This is a genomic window from Paraburkholderia tropica (assembly GCF_900109265.1).
Taxonomy (GTDB): Bacteria; Pseudomonadota; Gammaproteobacteria; order Burkholderiales; family Burkholderiaceae; genus Paraburkholderia; species Paraburkholderia tropica.
Map to the genome: position 1 here is coordinate 136,386 of NZ_FNZM01000013.1, position 22,130 is coordinate 158,515.

Here is a 22,130-nt window from a genome sequence, read left to right on the forward strand (position 1 = left end):
ATGGACTCGCTGATTGCCCTCGTTCCCCGCTTCGCCGCCGCCACGGCCGTCACGCTCGAAGTCAGCGTGCTCGCCGCGCTCATCGGCATGGTGGCGGGTTTCGCGCTCAATGCGCTGCGCCTCGCGTTCGGACGCGCCTTCGCGCTGCCGTATGGCGCATTCATCTGGCTGATTCGCGGCACGCCGTATCTCTCGCAACTCGTCATCGTCTATTTCGGATTGCCAATGATTGGCGTGACGATGAGCGCCGTGGAAGCCACCGTCGTTTCGCTCGCGCTCTACGCCAGCGCCTATTTTGCGGAGATTTTTCGCACGGCGTGGGCCAGCGTGCCGCGCGGCCAGCTCGAAGCAGCCGCCGCGTTCGGCGTGAGCCGGCGGGCCACGTTCCGCGCGATCGAACTGCCGCAGGCGCTCGCCTTCGCGCTGCCGCTCATCGCCAATCAAACGATTCTCGTGATCAAGGAAAGCGCGGTGGCGTCGATCATCACCGTGCCCGAACTGACGATGACGGCGAGCGACGTGGTCGCCTCGACCTATACGTATATCGGCCCGTACGCGCTGCTGATCGCGTGCTACTGGCTGCTGACCCAGGCCGTCTCGCTGCTCGCACAGCGCGCGACGGCACGCATTCCCCTTCTGCGAAAGACCTCATGAGCGCTCTTCCGATTCTCCAGCTGCGCGCCGTCGGCAAGTCATACGGCGCAAACCGCGTGCTCAAGGGCATCGACCTCGACATCATGCGCGGCGAAATCGTCACGCTGATCGGGCCGTCCGGCTCGGGCAAGACGACCGCCCTGCGCTGCATGAATTTTCTGGAAGCCTATGACGAAGGCGAAGTGTGGATCAAGGGCCAGCTGCTCGGCTATCGCTCCTCGGGCCGCACGCCGCGCGATCGTGACAGCGAAGCGAGCATCGCCGAGGTGCGCCGCCCCGTGGCCATGGTGTTTCAGCAATTCAATTTGTGGCCGCATATGAGCGTGCTCGACAACGTCGCCGCCCCGCTCGTGCTCGCGAAGAAAATGCCGAAGCGCGACGCCCGCGAGAAAGCGCGCAAGGCGCTCGAACGCGTCGGCATGGGCCACAAGGCCGACGCCTGGCCCGCGAGCCTCTCGGGCGGCCAGCAGCAGCGCGTGGGCATCGCGCGCGCGCTCGCCATTGAGCCGGAAGTGATGCTGCTCGACGAACCCACCTCGGCGCTCGATCCCGAACTCGTCGAAGAAGTGCTCAACGTGATCCGCTCGCTCGCGCAGGACGGCATGACGATGGTGATGGTCACGCACGAAATGAGTTTCGCCGCGAAGATCTCCGACAAGGTCGTGTTCATGGAAGCGGGCGCGATCGTCGAAGCGGGACCGCCCGCGCAACTGTTCGGCAACACGCGCACCCCGCGCCTGCAGCAGTTTCTCAAACCGTGGCTCGAACGCAGCCTGACGTTCGCCGCCGAACCCGCGCTCGCCGCGCAAGGAGCCGCATCGTGAACGCGCCGCATGAACTCGCGACCCGTGTCGCGCAGCACGTCGATGCCGAGCGTTTGCTCGCCGCCGTTGAAACGCTCGCGTCGTTCGGCGCGCGCGACGACGGCGGCGTGAACCGCCCCGCCCTGAGCGCCGACGATCTCGACGCGCGCCGTTATCTGATCGAGCGCGCGCATGCGCTCGGCTGCACGGTGTCCGTCGATGCGTGCGCGAATCTGTTCGTCCGGCGCGCGGGCACCGAAGCGCTCGCGCCCGTCGTCACCGGCAGCCATATCGACACGCAGCCTTCGGGCGGCAAGCTCGACGGCTGCTACGGCGTGCTCGCGGGTTTCGAAGTGCTCGAAGCGCTCAACGATGCGAACGCGCAAACGCGCCGTCCGCTCGAAGTCGCGATCTGGACCAACGAGGAAGGCACGCGATTCGCGCCGGGCGCGATGGGTTCAAGCGCGTTCGTCGAACCGGCGCGCATGGCGCGCTATCTCGACGCGCGCGATGCGCAAGGCGTGACGCTGCGCGAAGCGCTCGACGCCCATCAGCAGGCATTTCCCGAACTCGCCGCGCACGCAGCGCGCGAAGCCGCACACGCCTTCGTCGAATTGCATATCGAACAAGGCCCGCAACTCGAGAATGCGGACCTGCCGCTCGCGGTCGTCAGCGGCATTCAGGGCGTGCGCTGGTACGCGTTTCATTGCACCGGCGTGGCGGCCCACGCGGGCACCACGCCCATGCCGCTGCGCCGCGATGCGATGACGCTCGCGCTCGCGCTGCACGCCGAACTCGACGGCATCGCGCGCCGCCTGGGCGCGGAGCACACGCGCGTCACCTTCGGCCGCTGGAACGTCGAGCCGAATTCGATCAACACGATTCCTTCGAACGTGAGTTTCACGGTGGATTTCCGCCACCCCGACTCAACCGTGCTCGACGCCTTCGACGACGCCGTGCACGCGCTCGCGAAGCGCCACGAAGCACGCCTCGAAGCGCTGTTCTCGCACGCGCCCGTTGCTTTCGACGCGGCCGTGCTCGCGACGCTCGACGCCGCCTGCCAGGCGCTCGATGCGCCCGCCACGCGGCTCACGTCGGGCGCGTTTCACGACGCCATGTATCTCGCCGGCCATTGTCCGAGCGCGATGCTGTTCGTGCCGAGCATCGGCGGCATCAGCCATAACCCGGTCGAAGCCACGCATCCGCATCACCTCGTGCTGGGCGTCCGCGCGCTCGCCCACAGTTTGACCACGCTCTGCGATGCCTGAGCGATTGACCCACTTCACCCGCACCACACCAGGAGTCCCTATGAATTTCCCCGCAGCCACCGCCACGCACGCCGACGACAACGGCACCGAGAACGGCATCAACGCCACGCTGCACGAGCCGATTTCGGCGGATGGCACGCCCGAGCTCGGCAAGACCTACACCGTCCCCGCGCGCTGCGGCCGCGCCGTGCGCGTGAAGGCGGGCCAAACCATTCGCATCGCGAATCCGCACGGCACGCAGGTCTGCGATACGTGGATCTTCAACGCGCAGCATCTGAACGAATTCCTCTCGTTCGAACACACGCGCGCGTATCTCGACAAGATCATTCCGCAGCCGGGCGATCCGCTCGTGACCAACCAGCGCCGTCCGATCGCCGAACTCGTGACGGACACGTCGCCCGGCGTGCACGACACGCTGATCGCCGCGTGCGATCTGTATCGCTATCGCAATCTCGGCGTGGAGGGGTATCACGACAATTGCGCCGACAATCTGCGTCTCGCGCTCAAGGCCATCGGTCTGCGCACGCGTGAAGTGCCGCAGCCGTTCAACCTGTGGATGAACATTCCCGTGAAGCCCGATTATTCGATCGACTGGCTCCCGCCCGTTTCGAAGGCCGGCGATTACGTGGAAATCAAGGCGGTGATGGATTGCGTGGTGGCGATGTCGGCGTGCCCGCAGGATATCATTCCGATCAACGCGCTCAACCCGCTCGAAGTCGAGTTCACGGTGTTCGCGTAACACACGCTATGCCGGTGATAGTGGCGACGTTGCCGTCGCCCTGATCTCTCCGATCGACGGAAACACACACGTGGCCAACGACAAACGTTCTTCCTCGACGGGCACCGCCCGTCCTTCCCGCGCGGGCACGAATACGCGCGCCGCCGCCGGCGCCGTCGCCACTGCTGAGCCGGCGCAGAAAGCCGCTGTGAAAGCGGCGGCGAAAACCGCCCGCAAAACAGCGGTCAAAACGGCCACGGCCGCCGCGTCCACGGGCACCGACGGGCTCGGCACGCGACTGCGCCACGCGCGCCTCGTGCAGCAGATGACGCTCAAGGCGCTCGCGGAACAGGCGGGCTGCTCGGAGAGTCTGCTGTCGAAGGTCGAAGGCGGCCACGCCACGCCGTCGCTCGCCACGCTGCACCGGCTCGCGCTGGCGCTCGACACCAACGTCGCGGCGCTGGTCTCGGGTCCGGTTGCATCGGCCTCGCCGGTGCAGCGCGCGAGCGAGCGGCCCGCCGTGCGCTTTCCCGCTGCGCAGGGCGCGCGCGGGCGCTCGGCGCAACAGACGATCGTGCTCGAACGCCTCGTCGTGCCAGGACCGGGACGTCTGCTGCAAGGCGACATTCACGTGCTCGAACCGCAAGCGCGCAGCGACGAGCAGATCAGCCACGCAGGCGAGGAACTCGGCTACGTGCTCGATGGCGAACTCGAACTCACGCTCGGCGACGAGACCTGGCGTCTGCAGGCCGGCGACTCGTTCTACTTCCCGAGCACCGAGCCGCACAGCTATCGCAATCCCGGCGACACCGTCACGCGCGTCTTGTGGATCAACACACCGCCGACCTTCTGAGCGCTTGCGCCGATGACCCAGACCGACCTCTCGCAGATGCAGATGCCGCGTTTCGCCGGCATTCCCACCTTCATGCGCGTGCCGTTCGCGCGCGACCCGCAGGACTACGACATCGCGCTCGCCGGCGTGCCCTACGACGGCGGCGTGACGGCGCGGCCCGGCGCGCGCTTCGGCCCGCGCGAGATCCGCAATATGTCGACGATGATGCGCGCGATCCATCATGTCACGCGTTTCAATCCGTTCGAGGCGTGCCGCGTGGCCGATATCGGCGACGTGCCGTTCGAGCATCTTTACGACATCGAGCGCGCACATGCCGATATCCGCGCGTTCTTCGAGCCCGTGTTTCGCGCCGGAAAACGCGCGCTGATTGCGGGCGGCGACCATTCGATTACCTTTCCGATCTTCCAGGCAATCGGTGCGGCACAGGCCGCAAAGACGCCGCTCGCGCTCGTGCATATCGATGCGCACACCGACACCTGGGACGCGTACAAAGGCTCCAAATTCACGCACGGCGCGCCCTTCCGGCGCGCGGTGGAAGCGGGCCTGCTCGATCCCACGCGCACGATCCAGATCGGCATACGCGGCGCGCAGAACACCGACGAAGGCTGGCGCTATTCGCTCGACCACGGCATGCGCGTGGTATTCATCGAGGAATTCGAGGCGCTCGGGCCTGCCGCGATCGCCGCCGAGGCCAGACGCATCGTGGGCGACATGCCGGTCTATCTTTCCCTCGACGTCGACGGACTGGACCCGGTCTTCACGCCTGGCACCGGCACGCCCGAAATCGGCGGCCTCACGACGCGCGAAACGCTGGCGCTGCTGCGCGGACTCGATGGCTTGAACTGGGTGGGCGGCGACGTGGTGGAAGTCTCGCCGCCTTACGATCCGTCAGGCAATACGGCGCTGGTTGCGGCCACACTGATGTACGAAATGCTATGTCTATTCGCGCGCGGCCACGCCACCGAAAGCGCCGACCACACTTGATTCACATCGGCCAGTTCAATTTATGAATGAATCTATTGCTGAATCCGCACTAATTACGATTTTTTGATGCCATACAATGGCGTCAACTGTTTTGAGTTTCAAACAGTTATCCACGCTTTGTAGCCCCGCCTGACCGGTGGGGCTTTTTTTCTGGCGCGAAGGTTCTCTTCTGCGGCTAAAACCCCTTGAAATGTGGCGTTAAATCACTTTCAGTGAGTGCCGCATACGCTTTTTTCTTACCATTTATTTCATCGATTTCAATACGTTGGCTTAATCCGCGCCGCGGCGTCGCATACGTATTCGGATGAATTTTCTCTCCGTGTTGTCACAAATTTGCTACGGCTTTTTTAATTGCTTGCGCATCAATGAGAGCACGCGATAGCCTTCGCTTCTCGTTTCAAAAGCCGTACAACAACAACGGAGTTACAGATGAAATCACGCGCCCTTACTCTTGCAGCACTGGCCTCGTTCGGCATCGCCGGCGCCGCCCACGCTCAATCGAGCGTCTCGCTCTACGGTGTGATCGACACGTCGATCACCTACGTCAGCCACGCAGACGGCAGCAACAATCTGTGGGCCCTCGGCAACAGCAGCGCCGGCAACCTGTCGGGTTCGCGCTGGGGCGTGAAGGGTTCGGAAGATCTGGGCTCGGGCCTCAAGGCGATCTTCCAGCTCGAAAACGGTTTTAACCCGTCGACGGGTGGTCTGGGCCAAGGCAGCCGCATGTTCGGCCGTCAGGCATTCGTTGGCCTCGCCAGCGACCGCTTCGGTACGGTTACGCTCGGCCGCCAGTACGATCCGCTGATCGACCTGGTTCAAGGCATCACCGAAGACAACTACTTCGGTTCGGTGTTCGCAACCGCAGGCGACGTCGACAACTACGACAACAGCTTCCGCGTGAACAACGCAGTCAAGTACACCTCGCCGGTCTACCGTGGCCTGCAAGTGGAAACGATGTACTCGTTCGGCGGCGTCGCCGGCTCGACGGGTTCGGAGCAGTCGTACTCGGCAGCCGTTTCGTACACGAACGGCCCGCTGGCAGTCGCAGGCGGCTACTTCTACGCAGCCAACAGCGCAGGCGACCGCTCGACGTGGACGAGCACCTCGGACGGCACGTTCGACGGCGCGATCAACAACGGTTACCAGACCGCTCACTCGCTGCAGATCGCACGTATCGCCGCACAATACACGGTCGGTTCGTTCAACCTGGGCCTCGGCTACAGCAACGCGCAATACGCGGCTGATGCTGACTCGGCGTTCAACACCACGCAGAAGTACAACACGGCGCAAGGCTTCGTGAACTACCAGCTGAACCCGGCACTGCTGCTGGGCGTGGGCTACAGCTACACGCACGCAAGCGGCGACACGTCGGCGAACTACCACCAGATCTCGCTGGGCGGCGACTACAACCTGTCGAAGCGCACGGACATCTACCTGACGGCGGCTTACCAGCACGCGAGCGGCAACACGCGTGACGAAGACGGCAATGTCGTCGCAGCACAGGCTTCGATCGGCTCGTACGGTTACAGCGGCACGGGGTCGCAGACGATGGTCAACCTCGGCCTGCGTCACCGCTTCTAAGCGCATAGCCGACGATTGCGCCGGTTTGGCCGGCCACTCGCGTCGTACCCGAACCGCCCGAAACGCCCCGCGTTTCGGGCGGTTTTGCATGATGGGCCCGATCGATGCGGGCTATACTCGACCGCTCGATGCCGTCGACCTTCGCCCGCCCGTTATGAGACTCGCCCTCGACCGCCGCACCGCGACCGCTCTGCTCGTCGCCGCCGTGTTCTTCATGGAAAACCTCGACGCCACCGTGATCGGCACCGCGCTGCCCACGATGGCACGAGACTTCGGCACCGCTGCCGCGCATCTGTCGATCGGCGTCTCCGCGTACCTCGTCGCGCTCACGGTGTTCATTCCGATCAGCGGCTGGATGGCCGACCGCTTCGGCGCGCGCAACGTGTTCTGCGCCGCCATCGTCATCTTCACGCTCGCCTCGCTGCTCTGCGCCGCGAGCGGCGATCTGGTTGCGTTCACCGCGGCGCGCACGCTGCAAGGCGTGGGCGGCGCGATGATGGTGCCGGTCGGCCGCCTCGTCGTGCTGCGCCATACGCCCAAGGAAGAGATCGTGCGCGCGATCGCGATCCTCACGTGGCCCGCGCTCGTCGCGCCCGTGCTCGGTCCGCCCGTCGGTGGCTGGATCAGCACGCACTGGAGTTGGCACTGGATCTTTCTGCTGAATCTGCCGCTCGGCATCGCGGCGCTGATCGCGGCCCTCGCGCTCGTCGACAACGAGAACGCGCGCCGCGCGCCGTTCGACGTGACCGGTTTCGTGCTCACGGGCGCGGGCTTCGGCCTCTTCATGTCGGGCCTCGAAGCGGCGAGCCGCGCGGATGTGTCGCGCTGGCTCGCGCTCGCCATGCTCGCGGCTGGCCTCGCACTGCTGGCGATTTCCGCGTTCCATCTCAAGCGCGCCGCGAATCCGCTCTTCGGTCTCGCACCGCTTTCCATCGCCACGTTTCGCGTAACGGCGCTCGGCGGCTCGCTGTTTCGCATCGCCATCGGCACGGCGCCGTTTCTGCTGCCGTTGATGTTTCAGCTCGCGTTCGGTTATAGCGCGGTTGAAGCGGGCACGTTATTGCTCTGGCTGTTCGCCGGCAATCTGGCGATGAAACCCGCGACCACGCGCATCATGAATACGTTCGGTTTTCGTCAGGTGCTGATCGGCAATGGCGTGCTGGTGGCGCTGGGCTTCGCCGCCTTCACGTTGCTGAATGCGGATACGCCGCGCTGGATCGTATGCGCGCTGCTATTCGTGAGCGGCATGACGCGCTCGATGCAGTTCACGGCGATGAACACCATCGGTTTCGCCGACGTGCCGCAAACGCAAATGAGCCATGCAACGACGCTCTTTTCGGTCCTGCAGCAGATGAATGCGGGGATGGGGATTGCGATTGGCGCGCTCGCGCTATCGGTCGCGCAATTGCTGCACGGCACGCCGCAGGCCACGCCGGGCACCGCCGACTTTCATCTTGCGTTCGGCATGATCGCGGCCATGGCGGCGCTGGCGATCGTCGATAGCGTGATGCTCGCGCACGATGCGGGCGAACGTGTGCTCGCGCGCGAACGGTCCTAGCAGAAAGCTTGCGATCGAGGCATGAGGGAGCGCCTCATGCCTGAACGCGCACGCCCTATACAGAAGGCTTCAAATACGGATTGCCGCCTTCGTTTTCTCGACGCTGCGCCTTCACTTCCATACGCGCAATGCTTTGCAGATGCACTTCGTCCGGACCGTCGGCGAAACGCAGTGCGCGGCCCCACGTCCAGCTATCGGCGAGCGGCGTATCGGGCGTCAACCCCATCGCACCGAACACCTGCATCGCGCGATCGCACACGGCGGTATGCACGCCAGGCACGAGCGCCTTGATCATGGAGATTTCCTTGCGCGCGTCTTTTGCGCCCACATTGTCGATCATCCACGCGGTCTTCAACACGAACAGGCGCGCCTGATCGATTTCTATGCGCGACTTCGCAATCCATTCCGCGACCGTGCCGTGCTCGAGCAGCGTCTTGCCGAACGCGGTGCGCGACTGCGCGCGTTCGATCATCAATTCGAGCGCGAGTTCGGCTGCGCCAATCGAGCGCATGCAGTGGTGAATGCGGCCCGGCCCCAGACGCGCCTGCGCAAGCGCGAAACCACTGCCTTCCTCGCCGAGCAGATTCTCGCGCGGCACGCGCACGCCATTGAATTCGATCTCGCAGTGGCCTTCGGGCGCGACGTGATTCAGCACCGGAATATTACGGACAATCGTCACGCCCGGCGTGTCGCGCGGCACGAGAATCATGCTTTGCTGACGATGCGTAGGCGCGTCGACATCGGTCTTGCCCATCAGGATAAACAGCTGGCAATTCGGATGCGCCGCATTCGTGATAAACCATTTTCGACCGTCGATCACATAATCGTTGCCCTCGCGCCGGATCGACGTCGTGATATTCGTGGCATCGGAAGACGCCACCGCCGGCTCCGTCATCGCAAACGCCGAGCGGATCTTGCCGTCGAGCAGCGGCTCGAGCCACTGCTTGCGCTGCGCGGGCGTGGCGAACATATGGAGCAATTCCATATTGCCCGTGTCCGGCGCATTGCAGTTAAAGACTTCCGACGCCCACGACACGCGCCCCATGATTTCCGCGAGCGGCGCGTACTCCAGATTCGTGAGCCGCGTGCCCGGCTCGTCATCGCGCAGATGCGGCAAGAACAGATTCCAGAGCCCTTCCGAGCGCGCCTTGTCCTTGAGTGCCTCCATGAATGAAACCGGATATTTTCCGGCGTTCACTTCTTCATGCCATTGATGAATGCACGGCACGATATGCGTGTCCATGAACGTGCGCAATTGCGTGCGCAGCGCGTCGACCTTCGGGCTAAAGGCAAAATCCATTTCATTCTCCTTGCAGGACATTCATGCAGCAACCGGTTCAGATCGTCTGTCCGCCATCGACAACGATGCATTCGCCGGTCGTAAAGCTCGCGGCGTCCGACACCAGATAGAGCACGGTTCCGGCCATTTCGCGCGGCTCGGCATGACGGCGCAGCGGAATCGTTTTCAAGAAGCCTTCATAGAGCGCCTGATTGTCGAACAGCGCGCCGGCGAAACGCGTTTTCGTCAGCCCTGGCAGCAAAGCATTCACGCGAATGCCGAGTGGCCCGCATTCCTTGGCGAACGCGCGCGTCATGTTGACGATGGCGGCCTTCGTGATCGAATAGACCGCTTGCTTGTCGCCGGGCTGCAACGCATTCACCGACGCCGTATTGACGATCGCGCCACCGCCGTTTTCGCGCATCATCTTGCCGGCCTCGACCGACATGAAGAAATAGCCGCGTAGATTGACTTCGACGGTTTTCTCGAATGAAGCCAGATCGGTATCGAGAATATGGCCGTAATACGGATTGGTCGCGGCGTTGTTCACGAGAATATCGAGCCGGCCATGTTTTGCGCGAATATGCTCGAAGATTGCGTGAATATCGTCCATGCGGCCCACATGGCACGGATACGCCTCGGCGCTGCCGCCCGCCTCGCGAATCGCACGGGCCACCGTTTCGCAGTCGTCGCGCTTGCGGCTCGACACGATCACATGCGCGCCCTGTTCCGCGAACAGGCGCGCGATTTCTTCGCCGATACCGCGGCTCGCGCCGGTCACCAGCGCGATCTTTCCCGTCAAGTCGAAGAGATTCGTCGTCACACTTCACCTCGATGATTGTTAATGGATACGTTCCGTGGCGCAACGCCGACGCGAATCAGCCGTAAGTCACGAACTCGCGCCGGTCGGTCTGCTCCAGATGCGGCAAGACGTTGAAGCTCACGAGCGACATGGCCTGTTCGTTGAACACATACTGGCTCACGCTGCTATTGCGGATCTGCATATTGAGCGCAATGGAGGCGGCGGCAGGCGCCTGCAGGATTTGCTGCGTGAATACGGAAATGGGTCCGCCCGAACTCACGACCAGCACGCGTTTGCGGCCCATGCGCTGAATCGCCTGACGCGCGCGTTCGACACGCGCCTGAAACTGCGCCCAGCTTTCGGGCAGCTTGCCGGGCAAGCGGTCTTCCGACCAGAGATGCAGCGTCTGTTTGAGGGCTTTGTAGAAGTCTTTGGGCGAACTTTCTGGCGCGGCATCAGACGTAGACGCGCTTTGTTCGCGCGCCGCAAACAGTGCGCGAAAATCGTATTCGTTGAGGTCGGCGTCGCGCACGACGTCGGTGCGCAGTCCGCGCATGGCCCAGAGAATCGCGTCGGCGGTCTGCTCGTGGCGACGCATCGTACCGATCACCACGCGGTCGAATTCCAGCGCCTGCTGTGCGAAATATTCGCCGAGCCAGCGCGATTGCGTGCGCCCGGAAGGAGAAAGCTCGTCGTAGTTTTCAGCGCCGAACGACGCCTGTCCGTGCCGCACCAGATAGAGTTCCGCCATGCCATCCTCGTCTGAACATGGCAGTCACGATACCGGCCCGCGAGGCATTCAGGAAATTTATTCTATTTATACCGGCTCATAACCATTGGTGACACCATGGCGCATCACCGTGCGTCGAAAATCAAGGTTTTCGCGAGCGCATGAGTCGGCCGATCTGCTCACGCAGCCAGCGATGAGCAGGATCGCCGGACACGCTGCGATGCCAGTAACCATGCGACTCGAGTTCCGGCAATTCAAACGGCAAGGCGAGAATACGCGCGTCGTAGCGGCGCAAAAGTGCGAGCGGCGCGGTCAATACGAGGTCGGTGCGCATGGCGATCAGCGGGGCGACCAGATAATGCTGCACGCGGGTTTGAATCGTGCGCCGCATGCCGAGTTTGTTCAATTCCGTATCGACGAGACCCGGCCCCTGCCTGCGGCTGGACACGTGAATATGGCCGAGCTGCAGATAATCGTCGAGCGTGAGTTTTTTCTTCGTGAACGGATGATCCTTACGCAGCAGACACGCATAACGGTCGCGGCCCAGCGCCTGCTGTTCGAGTTGCGGATCGTCAATCAGCGGCGCGTCGATCGCGAGATTCACCGCCCCGCTCGCCAGCGCCTCGGGCACTTCGCGGCGCGTGGTGAAATAACTTTCGATGCGGATGCCCGGCGCCTGACGTTGCAGCACCTCTTCGAGCGCGGGCAGCAGCAAGGCTTCAGTGAGATCGTTCATGCTCAGGCGGAACGTGCGCTGCGACGTCGCCGGATCGAATTGCTCGCCCGCATGCGTGCTCGAATCGAGCAATTGCAGCGCCTCGCGCACGCGTCCGATGATGTTTTCGGAAACGGGCGTCGGCATCATGCCCGCGGACGTGCTCACGAAGAGCTGATCGCCGAAGGTTTTGCGCATGCGCGCGAGCGCATTGCTCACGGCAGGCTGCGTGATGAAAAGCAGTTCCGCCGCGCGCGTGAGATTACGCGTGCGATAGACGGCTTCGAAAACAATGAAGAGATTGAGGTCGATCTTCGTCAGACTCATGGGTACAAACTCAGGGGCTCAGCCTCGTAGACGGTTTTATTCGGGCTCGCACGAGACTAACCGGCACGGCGCGCTGCCGTCAATCGCACCGCACTATTCCACTCACTGCAGATACGCGGGCCACAACAACGGCACAAGCAGCACGTTGATCACGAGCGCCGCGAGCGAAGCGGGCAAACCAACGCGAAAGAACTCGCCGAAACGATAGCCGCCCGCCGTGCTCACCAGCGAATTCACAGGCGTGGAAACCGGCGACATATACGCCGCCGAAGCGGCCACGGCCACCGTCATCGCAAACGGATACGGCGACGCGTGCAAATGCGCGGCCATCGCAATCACCACGGGCGCCATCAGCACGGCGGTCGCCGTACTCGAAATGACGATGCCCACCACCAGCGTCAGCACGAAAATCGCTGCAAGCAAGCCATGCACGCCCCAGCCGCCCGCAATCCGCAGCACCGCATCGGCGGCCATGTCGATACCGCCGGTGCTTTGCAGCGCGATCGAAAACGGCAACATGCCGACGATCAGCACGAGGCTGCGCCAATGAATCGCGCGATAGGCGCTGTCGAGACTCACGCAGCCCAAGGCGCCCATCAGCAGGCAGCCGATCAGGCCCGCAAGCACATTCGGCACCCACGGCGTGAGCAGCAACGCGATCACCAGCGCCATACAGGCAATCGCGTGTGGCGCCTTGTGCGGCACGGGCACGAAAGCCTCGCTCTCCACCGGCATCGCGAGACAGACGATGTCGCGCTCGACCGAATCCATCGTGAAGAGACTGAGCCACGGCCCGACCACCAGCAGCGTGTCGCCGACCTTGATCTTGCTGGTTTGCAGGCTGCGCGCGAGCGGCGCGTCGCCGCGCCGCAAACCCACCACGGTCACGCCGTGACGACGCAGCGCCACCGAACTGCGCGGCACGCTGCCGACGAGATTCGAATCGGGCGGCACGATCACTTCCGCCATGCCCACGTCATGCGTCTGATCCGTGAAATACGCACCCGACATGCGCATCGGCACCAATGCGAAACGCGTGCAGAACGCCTGCACGTCGAAGTCCTCTTTCTCCACGTCAAGCAACAAGACGTCGTTGGGCGCCACATTGCTGTCCGAAGTCGCGAGCAGCACCGTCGTGCCCATACGCGCGCGGCGCTCGATGGCGACCACGTGCGCGTCGGGATTATCGTCGAGCCCGCATTCGCCGAGCGTCTGCCCCACCAGCACGGAATGCGCGCGCACGCGCAAACGAAACGCGCGCCCTTCGAGCGAATAGCGCTGCACCCAGTCGTTGATCGTCGGGCGCACGAGCGTCGTGCCGCGTTCCGCACCGCGCAAATGGCGCTTCGCGAACAGCATCCACGCAATGCAGGCGAGCAGGATCGGCACGCCAACAGGCGTGATTTCGAAGAAGCCAAAACCGTGATGGCCGCGATGCACGAGCGCGCTGTTCACGACCAGATTCGACGTGGTCGCAACGAGCGTGAGCATGCCGCTCGTCAGCGCCGCCATGCTCATCGGCATGAGCAGACGCGCGCGCGACACGCCCGATTGACGCGCGATGCGCAATACGATGGGAATGAAGATCGCGACGATGGCCGTCGAACTCATCACCGAGCCCATCAAGCCGACCACCGCCATGATCAGCACCACGAGCCGCTTTTCGTTCGAGCCGCCGCGCGCAATCAGATAGTCGCCCACGCGCTGCGCGACGCCGGTACGCACTAGTCCGTCGCCGAGCACGAACAGCGCCGCGATCAGCACGATATTGGCGTCGGAGAACCCCGCCAGCGCCTCGGGCACGGTGATCACGCCCGCCAGCGGCAGCACGACGATCATGATGAGCGCCACGGCATCCGCGCGCGGACGGCCGATCAGGAACATCGCGATGGCGCTCGCGAGACTGCCAACGGTAATCAGGAGTTCGGTGGACACGTTAAGCGCGAGGCGAGTCGAGTTTGGCCGGTCTGTCGCTGCTTCGCGGAGTGTGCCGGATTATCGCGGCGCGTGAATCGAATGGTAGTAAGTAATTGTTTTAGCGGGAGATTTCAGGCGATTAAAAAGTCTGGAGAAAAGCTGGCCGTTCAATACCACGGCACGTCTTTCAAGGTCGCGCCCGTGATGCCGACGATGAAGTCGAGAAACGCCCGCACTTTCGCGGACGGCAAACGCCGCGACGGATAAAGCGCGTAAAGCGGAAAGCGCTCGTCGGGCCAGTCGGGAAACAGATCGACGAGTTTGCCGCTGTCGAACAGCGGCTGCGTGCCGAGCGCCATGATCTGCGCAATGCCGTGGCCCGCCAGACACGCGCCGTGCATGGTCGAGACATCGTTCACCATCAGCCGTCCGCGCGCCGCAATCACGAGTTTCTTGCGCGGCCGGTGAAACTCCCACACGAACGGCCGCCCCGTTTCCGGGTCGCGATAGTGAATGCACTGATGCGGTTCGCGTTCGAGATCTGCGGGTTTGAGCGGGCGTCCGCGCTTCTTCAGATAAGCCGGCGACGCCGCCGTGACGATGCGCGTGTCCAGCAGCTTGCGCGCAATGAGCGTCGACGGACGCGGCACGCCGAAGCGCACCGCGAGATCGAAACCGTCGGCCACCATATCGCCGAGCGCGTCGCGCGTGAAGAGATCGACGTCGAGTTCGGGATAACGCTCGATGAACTGGCCGATGCACGGACTCAGCACGATCTTCGAAAAGAACGGATCGACATTCACGCGCAGCCGCCCGCGCACTGCGCTCGCCCCACCTGCCGCCGCCGACGCCGCGTCTTCGAGTCCGTCGAGCAGCGGCACCACTTGCGCGTAGAACCGGCGCCCTTCGTCGGTCAGCGTGACGGTGCGCGTGGTGCGATCGAACAGGCGGATGCCGAGCCGCGCTTCGAGCCGCGCGACCGAGCGGCTCACGCCCGATTGCGACATGTCGAGGCGCTCGGCCGCGCCCGCGAAACTGCCGCTGTCGACGATGGCCGTCATCACGCCCATGCCGTTGAGTATGCGTTCGTCGAAAGACATCGTGAATCTCCTGCCACGCTCGTCGTGGATTGATGCCATTGTGTCATGAGTCCCATGCCTTCCATGTCATGGTGTAACGCACACGCCGCGCCCACAATTCGAAGCGTCGAACACTTTCCTCGCACCACTGAACGGGAGCATGCAGATGTACGCCATTACGGGAATCACAGGTCAGGTTGGCGGCGCACTCGCGCGCACGCTGATCGCCCAGCAACAAGCGGTGCGCGCGGTCGTGCGCAGCGCCGAAAAAGGCGCGTCGTGGGCGGCGCAAGGCTGCGAAATCGCGCTCGCCGATATGAACGACGCCAACGCACTGCGCCACGCATTCGAAGGCGCGCGCGGCGTATTCGTGTTGCTGCCGCCGGTTTTCGATCCTTCGCCCGATTTCGCAGAATCGAAGCGCACGATCGAGGCGCTGCGCGTGGCGTTGAGCGCGGCGCGACCGGAACGCGTGGTCGTACTGTCGACCATCGGCGCCCAGGCGCGCGAATCGAATCTGCTCACGCAGCTCGGCCTGATGGAGACCACGTTGCACACGCTGCCCTCGCCGGTCGCCTTTCTACGCGCGGCGTGGTTCTACGAGAATGCCGCGTGGGATGTCCAGCCCGCACGCGAATCGGGCACGATCGCGAGCTTCCTGCAACCGCTCGACAAACCTGTGCCGATGGTCGCGACCGAGGATATCGGGCGTGCCGCGGCGCAGTTGCTGCAGGAAACGTGGGACGGCGCGCGCGTGGTCGAACTCGAAGGTCCACGCCGCGTGACGCCGAACGAGATCGCCGCCGCCTTCGCGCAAGTGCTGGGTCAACCGGTGCGCGCGCACGGCGTACCGCGTGAAAGTTGGGAAGCGCAATTTCGCGCCCAGGGCATGCTCAATCCACTGCCGCGCATGCGCATGCTCGACGGCTTTAACGAGGGCTGGATCAAATTCGAAGCCCCGATTCAAGCGTGGAGAGGCCGTGTGACATTGCAATCCGTCATTCAACGCCTTTGCGAGCGCGATCAATTAGCGTGACTTCGATCTTCTTACATTTCACAACGCACGCCCCATCTCGTCGAATTGCGCAATGATGCAATTCATTCCCTTATTTTTGCTCAGATAGCAATAATCAGAGGAATTCGCGGCATTTCATGTAGCGGAAAACACCAATTGCAAACCTCAATGCGTCATCGTGCCCAAATTTGATACGATGCGCGTGAGGCGGATGGCGCGCGTGTTCGCTCACCCGGCGTCCGCCTGTTCAACCCGTTTCAACGAAAGGAGTTCCGCCATGTGGACCAAGCCCGCTTATACCGACCTGCGTCTCGGTTTTGAAATCACGATGTACATCTCGAACCGTTAATTCGCAGCATCGACGGTCACGATAGCCCCGGCCCGCCGGGGCTTTTTCTCTTGACGCGCTTGACACGCACAGCGGCGTCGCCTTTCATCAAGCATGCATATTCAAATTCTCGGCTCCGCAGCCGGCGGCGGCTTTCCGCAATGGAACTGCAATTGCGCCAATTGCGCGGGCTTTCGTAGCGGCCGCATTCGCGCCCAGGCGCGCACGCAATCGTCGATTGCCGTTTCCGACGACGGCGTTTCGTGGGTGCTCTGCAACGCCTCACCGGACATCCGCGCGCAATTGCAGGGCTTCGCGCCGATGCAGCCGAACCGCGCGCTGCGCGACACCGGCATCGCGGCCATCGTGCTGATGGACAGCCAGATCGATCACACGACCGGTCTGCTGAGCCTGCGCGAAGGCTGCCCGCACGACGTCTGGTGCACCGACATGGTCCACGAGGATCTGAGCACGGGCTTTCCGCTGTTCACCATGCTGCAGCACTGGAACGGCGGATTGCGCTGGAACCCGATCGTTTCAGGCGAGGCGTTCCAGATTCCCGCGTGTCCCAATCTGCGTTTCTCGCCGTTCGCGCTGCGTAGCGCCGCGCCGCCGTATTCGCCGCATCGTCACGATCCGCATGAAGGCGATAACATCGGCCTCGTGATCGAAGATCTGCGCACGGGCGGCAAGCTGTTTTACGCGCCTGGCCTCGGCGAAGTGGACGCCGCGCTGCTCGAACGCATGCATGCGGCCGACTGCCTGCTCGTGGACGGCACGCTCTGGACCGACGACGAAATGCAGCAACGCGGCGTGGGCACGCGCACGGGCCGCCAGATGGGCCATCTCGCACAAAGCGGCACAGGCGGCATGCTGGAAGTGCTCGAACAGTTTCCGCGTGCGCGCAAGATTCTCACGCACATCAATAATACGAATCCGATTCTCGATGAAGATTCGCCCGAGCGCGCCGAACTCGCGCGCCGCCAGGTGGAAGTCGCGTTCGACGGCATGAGCATCGAGATCTGATGATTGCGATGCGCCCGTCACGCGCCCCCGACTACGCCGATTACAGCGCGCGCTGAGCGCGCTTTCCTGAGCCGCGCGCGATTTCGCCGCGACGCCATTGGACCGAACCATGAGCCAACCCGCCCTCACTCCCGAACAATTCGAACAGGCCCTGCGCGCCAAAGGCGCGTTCTATCACATTCACCATCCGTATCACGTGGCGATGTACGAGGGCCGTGCGACCCGCGAGCAGATCCAGGGCTGGGTGGCCAACCGCTTCTACTACCAGGTCAACATTCCGATGAAGGACGCGGCGATTCTCGCCAATTGTCCCGATCGCGAAGTGCGTCGCCTCTGGATTCAGCGTCTGCTCGACCACGACGGCGCGCCGGGTGAAGACGGCGGAATCGAAGCGTGGCTGCGTCTGGGCGAAGCGGTCGGGCTCGATCCCGAGCAATTGCGTTCGCAGGAACTGGTGCTGCCGGGCGTGCGTTTCGCGGTCGACGCTTACGTGAATTTCGCTCGCCGCGCGAGCTGGCAGGAAGCCGCGAGCAGCTCGCTCACCGAGCTGTTCGCGCCGCAAATTCACCAGTCGCGCCTCGATACGTGGCCGACGCATTATCCGTGGATCGACCCGCGCGGCTACGAATATTTCCGCTCGCGTCTAAGCCAGGCGCGTCGCGACGTCGAGCACGGTTTGCAGATCACGTTGCAGCATTACACGACGTTTGAAAGCCAGCAGCGTATGCTGGAGATCCTGCAATTCAAACTCGACATTCTGTGGACCATGCTCGACGCGATGTCGATGGCTTATGAACTCGGCCGCCCGCCCTATCATTCGGTCACGAACGAGCGCGTCTGGCATAAGGGCGTTTAAAAGGAACCACACTGTGAATTTCGACCGCAATCTGAAACCGGTCTGGCGCCGGGGGTATCGCTTTCAATACGAGCCCGCGCAGAACGCGCACGTGCTGCTCTATCCCGAGGGCATGGTGAAGCTCAATGAAAGCGCCTCGGCGATCGGCTCGCTGATCGACGGCGAGCGCAGCGTCGCGGCCATCATCGACCAGTTGAATACGCAATTCCCCGGCGCGCCGGAACTGGCCGAAGACGTCGAGCAATTCATGCTCGTCGCGCGTGAAAAGCACTGGATCGATCTTGTCTGAACTCACGCTTTCGCCCGCCGCCTCGACGGGCTCCGCCACCACGGCGGCGCCGAACGTCGGCCTGCCGCTGTGGCTGCTCGCCGAAGTCACGTACCGTTGCCCGCTGCAATGCCCTTATTGCTCGAATCCCGTGGATTTCGCGCGTCAGGGCAACGAACTGAGCACGCAGGACTGGATTCGCGTGATGACCGAAGCGCGCGCGATGGGCGCGGCGCAAATCGGTTTTTCCGGCGGCGAGCCGCTGGTGCGCCAGGACCTCGCCGAATTGATCGGCGAAGCGCGCAAACTCGGCTATTACACCAATCTGATTACGTCGGGCATTGGCCTCACTGAACAGAAGATCGCCGATTTTCAGCGGGCGGGACTCGATCACATTCAGATCAGTTTTCAGTCGAGCGACGAGCAGGTCAACAACATGCTCGCCGGTTCGAGCAAGGCTTTCGCGCAGAAACTCGCGATGGCGCGCGCCGTGAAGGCACACGGTTACCCGATGGTGCTGAACTTCGTCACGCACCGCTATAACATCGACGACATCGACCGCATCATCGAGTTGTGCATTGCGCTCGAAGCCGATTTCGTCGAACTCGCGACCTGCCAGTTTTACGGCTGGGCCAAACTCAATCGCGCGCAATTGCTGCCGACGCGCGAACAGCTCGAACGCGCGGAACGCATCACCAACGAATACCGCGCGAAACTTGAAGCCAGCGGCAATCCGTGCAAGCTGATTTTCGTGACGCCCGATTATTACGAGGAGCGTCCGAAGGCCTGCATGGGCGGCTGGGGCGCGATTTTTCTCACTGTCACGCCCGACGGCACCGCGCTGCCGTGCCATGGCGCGCGCCAGTTGCCGATCCAGTTTCCCAACGTGCGCGATCACGATCTGCGCCACATCTGGTACGACTCGTTCGGCTTCAACCGCTTTCGCGGCGACGCGTGGATGCCCGAGCCGTGCCGCTCGTGCGACGAAAAAGAGAAAGACTTCGGCGGCTGCCGCTGCCAGGCTTTCATGCTGACCGGCGACGCGGCGAACGCGGACCCCGTGTGCGGAAAATCGCCTGAGCACCGCATCATCGTGCAGGCGCGCAGCGAGGCGGCACAGCCGGTGCCCACGACTCAACCGCTCATCTTCCGCAATGACCGAAACTCCCGCACGCTCGGCAATCCCTGAGCGCATGACCGCCGAGCAGGCCGTGGCGGCCGGCAAGGATTTCATCGAACTGGCCGCGAGCGAGCGCGGCGCATTCTGGTCGGCGTACGATCCTGCCGATGCCGTGTGCCGGATCTGGCACGCTGTGCCGCGCGAAGCGGGCAACACGCCGCGCTGTTTGACGCCCGATGGTTTCAGCGTGCGTGGACGCGTCTACGAATACGGCGGCGGTTCATTTTGCATTGCCGCTGACGCGATCGTCTTCGTCAACGAGAAAGATCAGCAGCTTTATCGTCAGCCGATCGACGGTCATAGCGCGCCCGTTACACTCACGCAAGGCACGCGACGCTATGGCGATCTGCGCTTCAGCCACGGCGCGATTCTCGCAGTGGAAGAAGACGGCGGCACGCATCGCCTCGTGTCGATTGCACTCGATGACGGCGCGCGCTCGGTACTCGCGGAAGGCGGCGATTTTTACGCCGCGCCCTGCCTGAGCCCCGACGGTTCGCGACTGGCGTGGATCGAATGGCAACGCCCGCATCAGCCGTGGACGTCGACGCAATTGCGTCTTAGCGAACGCAGTGCGCAAGGCTGGAGCGCGCCGCGCACACTCGCCGGCGACGCACGCGAAGAAGCGTTGCAACAGCCGCATTTCGACGCGCACGGCCATCTGTTCTGCCTGAGCGATCGCGCCGGTTTCTGGCAGCCCTGGCGCGAATCCGGCGGCACGCTCGAAGCCCTGCCGAGCACGCCCGCCGACCACGCTGCCGCGCCGTGGCAACTCGGCGGACGCAGCTGGATCGCGCTCGACGACGGCACGAATCTGGGCGCATGGATGGAGCACGGCTGGGGCAAACTCGGCCATCGCGACGCCGATGGCGCATGCCACGAACTCGCCGCCGAATACAGCCGCTTTCGCAATCTCGCCGCCGACGCGGAGCATCTTTATTGCATCGCCGCTTCACCGAGTTGCCCCGCCGCCGTGCTCGCGATAGGACGTCGCGATCATCGCGTGCGTGTGCTCGCCGAAGTGTCGCCGATGATGCCGGACGCGCGTATTCCGCAGCCGGAGATTCTGCAATTCCCCAGCGGCTACGACGACGAGCAGCACGCGCATGGCGAATCGCACAGCAACGCGCATGGCTATTTCTACGCGCCCGAAGGCGACGTGAAAGCGCCGCCCGTCGTGCTGTTCATTCACGGCGGTCCGACTTCGGCCTGCTATCCCGTGTTCGATCCGCGCATTCCGTACTGGACGCAGCGCGGCTTCGCCGTCGTCAATCTGAATTATCGCGGCAGCACCGGCTATGGCCGCGCGTTTCGCGAAGCGCTGCGCGAGAACTGGGGCGTGGCCGACGTCGACGACGCCTGCAATGTCGTCGCCTGGCTGGCCGGACAACAGCGTATCGATCCCGCGCGCGCCTTCATTCGCGGCGGCAGCGCCGGCGGCTACACGGCGCTCTGCGCGCTGGCGTTCCGCAACGTATTTCGCGGCGGCGGCAGCCTGTATGGCGTGAGCGATCCGCTCACGCTCGCCGAGCACACGCACAAGTTCGAAGCCGATTATCTCGACTGGCTGATTGGCGACCCGGTTGCCGATCTCGAACGCTATCGCGCTCGCACACCGCTACTGCACGCGAGCGATATTCGCGTGCCGGTGATTTTCTTCCAGGGCGAACTCGACGCCGTCGTGACGCCCGATCAAACGCGCAGCATGGCCGCCGCGCTGGAAGAAAACGGCGTGCGCGTGGAAGCGCATTATTACGCCGACGAGCGGCACGGTTTTCGCAAGGCGGTGAATCAGGCGCACGCGCTCAAGGCCGAATACGCGTTTTACTGCGGCATTCTCGGTTTGCCCGTGAAATAAGCGGCGCGCCCTGCATCGATTCATCAGATTTCGAGCAGAATGCGGCCGCCCTCCACTTTCGCGGGCCACGTCTGGAGTTTTTCGCACACGGGCGCACACAACGGGCGCCCGTCTCGCACGTCGAAACGGCCATTGTGTTTCGGACATTCGATCACATGGCCCATCACGAGTCCCTCGCTCAAATGCACCTGCTCGTGCGTGCAGAGTCCGTCGCTCGCATACACATCCGCCCCAATGCGGTAGATCGCGTAGGTATGGCCCGCGTGATCGAAACGCATCACGTCTTCGTCTTCGATATCGTCGAGCGCCGCGGCGTCGATCCATTGCGTCATGT

22 protein-coding genes are annotated in these 22,130 nt (G+C 63.4%); 15 read left to right on the forward strand and 7 right to left on the reverse strand.

Annotation, left to right across the window (positions count from 1 at the left end):
- The 8 genes from BMY06_RS22460 to BMY06_RS22495 all read left to right on the forward strand — a co-directional run bounded on the left by BMY06_RS22460 (window position 1) and on the right by BMY06_RS22495 (window position 8,419).
- Window positions 1-654 carry an amino acid ABC transporter permease gene (locus tag BMY06_RS22460; RefSeq protein ID WP_074985317.1) on the forward strand — a complete coding sequence of 218 codons (654 nt, stop codon included), beginning with the start codon at window positions 1-3 and terminating at the stop codon, window positions 652-654.
- The gene (locus BMY06_RS22465) at window positions 651-1,478 is read left to right on the forward strand and encodes an amino acid ABC transporter ATP-binding protein (RefSeq protein WP_065059730.1); all 828 of its coding nucleotides are present in this window, start codon (window positions 651-653) and stop codon (window positions 1,476-1,478) included. Before BMY06_RS22460 ends, BMY06_RS22465 begins: the two co-directional genes overlap by 4 nt.
- Window positions 1,475-2,725, forward strand: a complete 1,251-nt coding sequence (locus tag BMY06_RS22470; RefSeq protein WP_074985319.1) for a M20 family metallo-hydrolase — start codon at window positions 1,475-1,477, stop codon at window positions 2,723-2,725. The genes BMY06_RS22465 and BMY06_RS22470 overlap by 4 nt, the downstream gene beginning before the upstream one ends.
- A gap of 40 nt (window positions 2,726-2,765) precedes the next feature.
- Window positions 2,766-3,464, forward strand: a complete 699-nt coding sequence (locus tag BMY06_RS22475) for a DUF1989 domain-containing protein (RefSeq protein WP_065059732.1) — start codon at window positions 2,766-2,768, stop codon at window positions 3,462-3,464.
- A gap of 277 nt (window positions 3,465-3,741) precedes the next feature.
- Complete coding sequence (locus BMY06_RS22480; protein ID WP_258365490.1) at window positions 3,742-4,296, forward strand: cupin domain-containing protein; 555 nt, start codon at window positions 3,742-3,744, stop codon at window positions 4,294-4,296.
- Between the two features lie 12 nt (window positions 4,297-4,308).
- The gene (gene speB, locus BMY06_RS22485) at window positions 4,309-5,280 is read left to right on the forward strand and encodes an agmatinase (RefSeq protein ID WP_074985321.1); all 972 of its coding nucleotides are present in this window, start codon (window positions 4,309-4,311) and stop codon (window positions 5,278-5,280) included.
- Window positions 5,281-5,709: 429 nt separating this feature from the next.
- Window positions 5,710-6,861, forward strand: a complete 1,152-nt coding sequence (locus tag BMY06_RS22490) for a porin (RefSeq protein ID WP_065059734.1) — start codon at window positions 5,710-5,712, stop codon at window positions 6,859-6,861.
- Between the two features lie 154 nt (window positions 6,862-7,015).
- Window positions 7,016-8,419: a DHA2 family efflux MFS transporter permease subunit gene (locus BMY06_RS22495; protein ID WP_074985323.1), complete on the forward strand. Its 1,404-nt coding sequence runs from the start codon at window positions 7,016-7,018 to the stop codon at window positions 8,417-8,419.
- 55 nt (window positions 8,420-8,474) lie between these two features.
- On the opposite strand, the gene BMY06_RS22500 is transcribed toward BMY06_RS22495, so the two are convergent.
- From BMY06_RS22500 to BMY06_RS22525, 6 genes are all read right to left on the reverse strand, one after another.
- On the reverse strand, window positions 8,475-9,719 hold the full coding sequence (locus BMY06_RS22500; protein ID WP_074985325.1) for an acyl-CoA dehydrogenase family protein: 1,245 nt from the start codon (window positions 9,717-9,719) through the stop codon (window positions 8,475-8,477).
- Window positions 9,720-9,756: 37 nt separating this feature from the next.
- Window positions 9,757-10,521 carry an SDR family oxidoreductase gene (locus tag BMY06_RS22505; protein WP_065059737.1) on the reverse strand — a complete coding sequence of 255 codons (765 nt, stop codon included), beginning with the start codon at window positions 10,519-10,521 and terminating at the stop codon, window positions 9,757-9,759.
- Window positions 10,522-10,576: 55 nt separating this feature from the next.
- Window positions 10,577-11,251, reverse strand: a complete 675-nt coding sequence (locus tag BMY06_RS22510) for a histidine phosphatase family protein (RefSeq protein ID WP_074985327.1) — start codon at window positions 11,249-11,251, stop codon at window positions 10,577-10,579.
- A gap of 121 nt (window positions 11,252-11,372) precedes the next feature.
- The gene (locus tag BMY06_RS22515) at window positions 11,373-12,272 is read right to left on the reverse strand and encodes a LysR family transcriptional regulator (RefSeq protein WP_074985328.1); all 900 of its coding nucleotides are present in this window, start codon (window positions 12,270-12,272) and stop codon (window positions 11,373-11,375) included.
- 102 nt (window positions 12,273-12,374) lie between these two features.
- The gene (locus BMY06_RS22520) at window positions 12,375-14,207 is read right to left on the reverse strand and encodes an SLC13 family permease (protein ID WP_074985330.1); all 1,833 of its coding nucleotides are present in this window, start codon (window positions 14,205-14,207) and stop codon (window positions 12,375-12,377) included.
- A gap of 149 nt (window positions 14,208-14,356) precedes the next feature.
- A complete protein-coding gene (locus BMY06_RS22525; RefSeq protein ID WP_074985331.1) occupies window positions 14,357-15,289 on the reverse strand; it encodes a LysR family transcriptional regulator in 933 nt (310 codons plus the stop codon).
- Between the two features lie 145 nt (window positions 15,290-15,434).
- Between BMY06_RS22525 and BMY06_RS22530 the strand changes: the two genes are divergently transcribed.
- From BMY06_RS22530 to BMY06_RS22560, 7 genes are all read left to right on the forward strand, one after another.
- Entirely contained in the window at window positions 15,435-16,304 is an 870-nt protein-coding gene (locus tag BMY06_RS22530; RefSeq protein ID WP_074985561.1) for an NmrA family NAD(P)-binding protein, read from the forward strand.
- 256 nt (window positions 16,305-16,560) lie between these two features.
- Window positions 16,561-16,632: a pyrroloquinoline quinone precursor peptide PqqA gene (gene pqqA / locus BMY06_RS38865; RefSeq protein ID WP_110327818.1), complete on the forward strand. Its 72-nt coding sequence runs from the start codon at window positions 16,561-16,563 to the stop codon at window positions 16,630-16,632.
- A 93-nt stretch (window positions 16,633-16,725) separates the two neighbouring features.
- Window positions 16,726-17,637 carry a pyrroloquinoline quinone biosynthesis protein PqqB gene (pqqB, locus tag BMY06_RS22540; RefSeq protein ID WP_074985333.1) on the forward strand — a complete coding sequence of 304 codons (912 nt, stop codon included), beginning with the start codon at window positions 16,726-16,728 and terminating at the stop codon, window positions 17,635-17,637.
- 109 nt (window positions 17,638-17,746) lie between these two features.
- Entirely contained in the window at window positions 17,747-18,493 is a 747-nt protein-coding gene (pqqC, locus tag BMY06_RS22545; protein WP_065059745.1) for a pyrroloquinoline-quinone synthase PqqC, read from the forward strand.
- A 13-nt stretch (window positions 18,494-18,506) separates the two neighbouring features.
- Window positions 18,507-18,782 carry a pyrroloquinoline quinone biosynthesis peptide chaperone PqqD gene (gene pqqD, locus BMY06_RS22550; protein ID WP_074985335.1) on the forward strand — a complete coding sequence of 92 codons (276 nt, stop codon included), beginning with the start codon at window positions 18,507-18,509 and terminating at the stop codon, window positions 18,780-18,782.
- Window positions 18,775-19,950 (forward strand): pyrroloquinoline quinone biosynthesis protein PqqE, encoded by a 1,176-nt coding sequence (pqqE, locus tag BMY06_RS22555; RefSeq protein ID WP_074985337.1) that lies wholly within the window; start codon window positions 18,775-18,777, stop codon window positions 19,948-19,950. Before pqqD ends, pqqE begins: the two co-directional genes overlap by 8 nt.
- Before the next feature lie 4 nt (window positions 19,951-19,954).
- Window positions 19,955-21,796, forward strand: a complete 1,842-nt coding sequence (locus BMY06_RS22560) for a S9 family peptidase (protein WP_244144278.1) — start codon at window positions 19,955-19,957, stop codon at window positions 21,794-21,796.
- A gap of 23 nt (window positions 21,797-21,819) precedes the next feature.
- On the opposite strand, the gene BMY06_RS22565 is transcribed toward BMY06_RS22560, so the two are convergent.
- Window positions 21,820-22,128 carry a non-heme iron oxygenase ferredoxin subunit gene (locus tag BMY06_RS22565; protein WP_065059749.1) on the reverse strand — a complete coding sequence of 103 codons (309 nt, stop codon included), beginning with the start codon at window positions 22,126-22,128 and terminating at the stop codon, window positions 21,820-21,822.
- Between the last annotated feature and the right edge of the window lie 2 nt (window positions 22,129-22,130).

Bases quoted from the DNA above. Each gene is read 5' to 3' on its own strand.
- BMY06_RS22460 (WP_074985317.1), top strand. From the start codon at position 1: ATGGACTCGCTGATTGCCCTCGTTCCCCGCTTCGCCGCCGCCACGGCC.
- pqqB (WP_074985333.1), top strand. From the start codon at position 16,726: ATGCATATTCAAATTCTCGGCTCCGCAGCCGGCGGCGGCTTTCCGCAA.
- BMY06_RS22560 (WP_244144278.1), top strand. From the start codon at position 19,955: ATGACCGCCGAGCAGGCCGTGGCGGCCGGCAAGGATTTCATCGAACTG.
- BMY06_RS22530 (WP_074985561.1), top strand. From the start codon at position 15,435: ATGTACGCCATTACGGGAATCACAGGTCAGGTTGGCGGCGCACTCGCG.
- BMY06_RS22490 (WP_065059734.1), top strand. From the start codon at position 5,710: ATGAAATCACGCGCCCTTACTCTTGCAGCACTGGCCTCGTTCGGCATC.
- BMY06_RS22525 (WP_074985331.1), bottom strand. From the start codon at position 15,289: ATGTCTTTCGACGAACGCATACTCAACGGCATGGGCGTGATGACGGCC.
- BMY06_RS22500 (WP_074985325.1), bottom strand. From the start codon at position 9,719: ATGGATTTTGCCTTTAGCCCGAAGGTCGACGCGCTGCGCACGCAATTG.
- BMY06_RS22565 (WP_065059749.1), bottom strand. From the start codon at position 22,128: ATGACGCAATGGATCGACGCCGCGGCGCTCGACGATATCGAAGACGAA.
- BMY06_RS22475 (WP_065059732.1), top strand. From the start codon at position 2,766: ATGAATTTCCCCGCAGCCACCGCCACGCACGCCGACGACAACGGCACC.
- pqqC (WP_065059745.1), top strand. From the start codon at position 17,747: ATGAGCCAACCCGCCCTCACTCCCGAACAATTCGAACAGGCCCTGCGC.
- BMY06_RS22515 (WP_074985328.1), bottom strand. From the start codon at position 12,272: ATGAGTCTGACGAAGATCGACCTCAATCTCTTCATTGTTTTCGAAGCC.
- speB (WP_074985321.1), top strand. From the start codon at position 4,309: ATGACCCAGACCGACCTCTCGCAGATGCAGATGCCGCGTTTCGCCGGC.
- BMY06_RS22495 (WP_074985323.1), top strand. From the start codon at position 7,016: ATGAGACTCGCCCTCGACCGCCGCACCGCGACCGCTCTGCTCGTCGCC.
- BMY06_RS22465 (WP_065059730.1), top strand. From the start codon at position 651: ATGAGCGCTCTTCCGATTCTCCAGCTGCGCGCCGTCGGCAAGTCATAC.
- BMY06_RS22510 (WP_074985327.1), bottom strand. From the start codon at position 11,251: ATGGCGGAACTCTATCTGGTGCGGCACGGACAGGCGTCGTTCGGCGCT.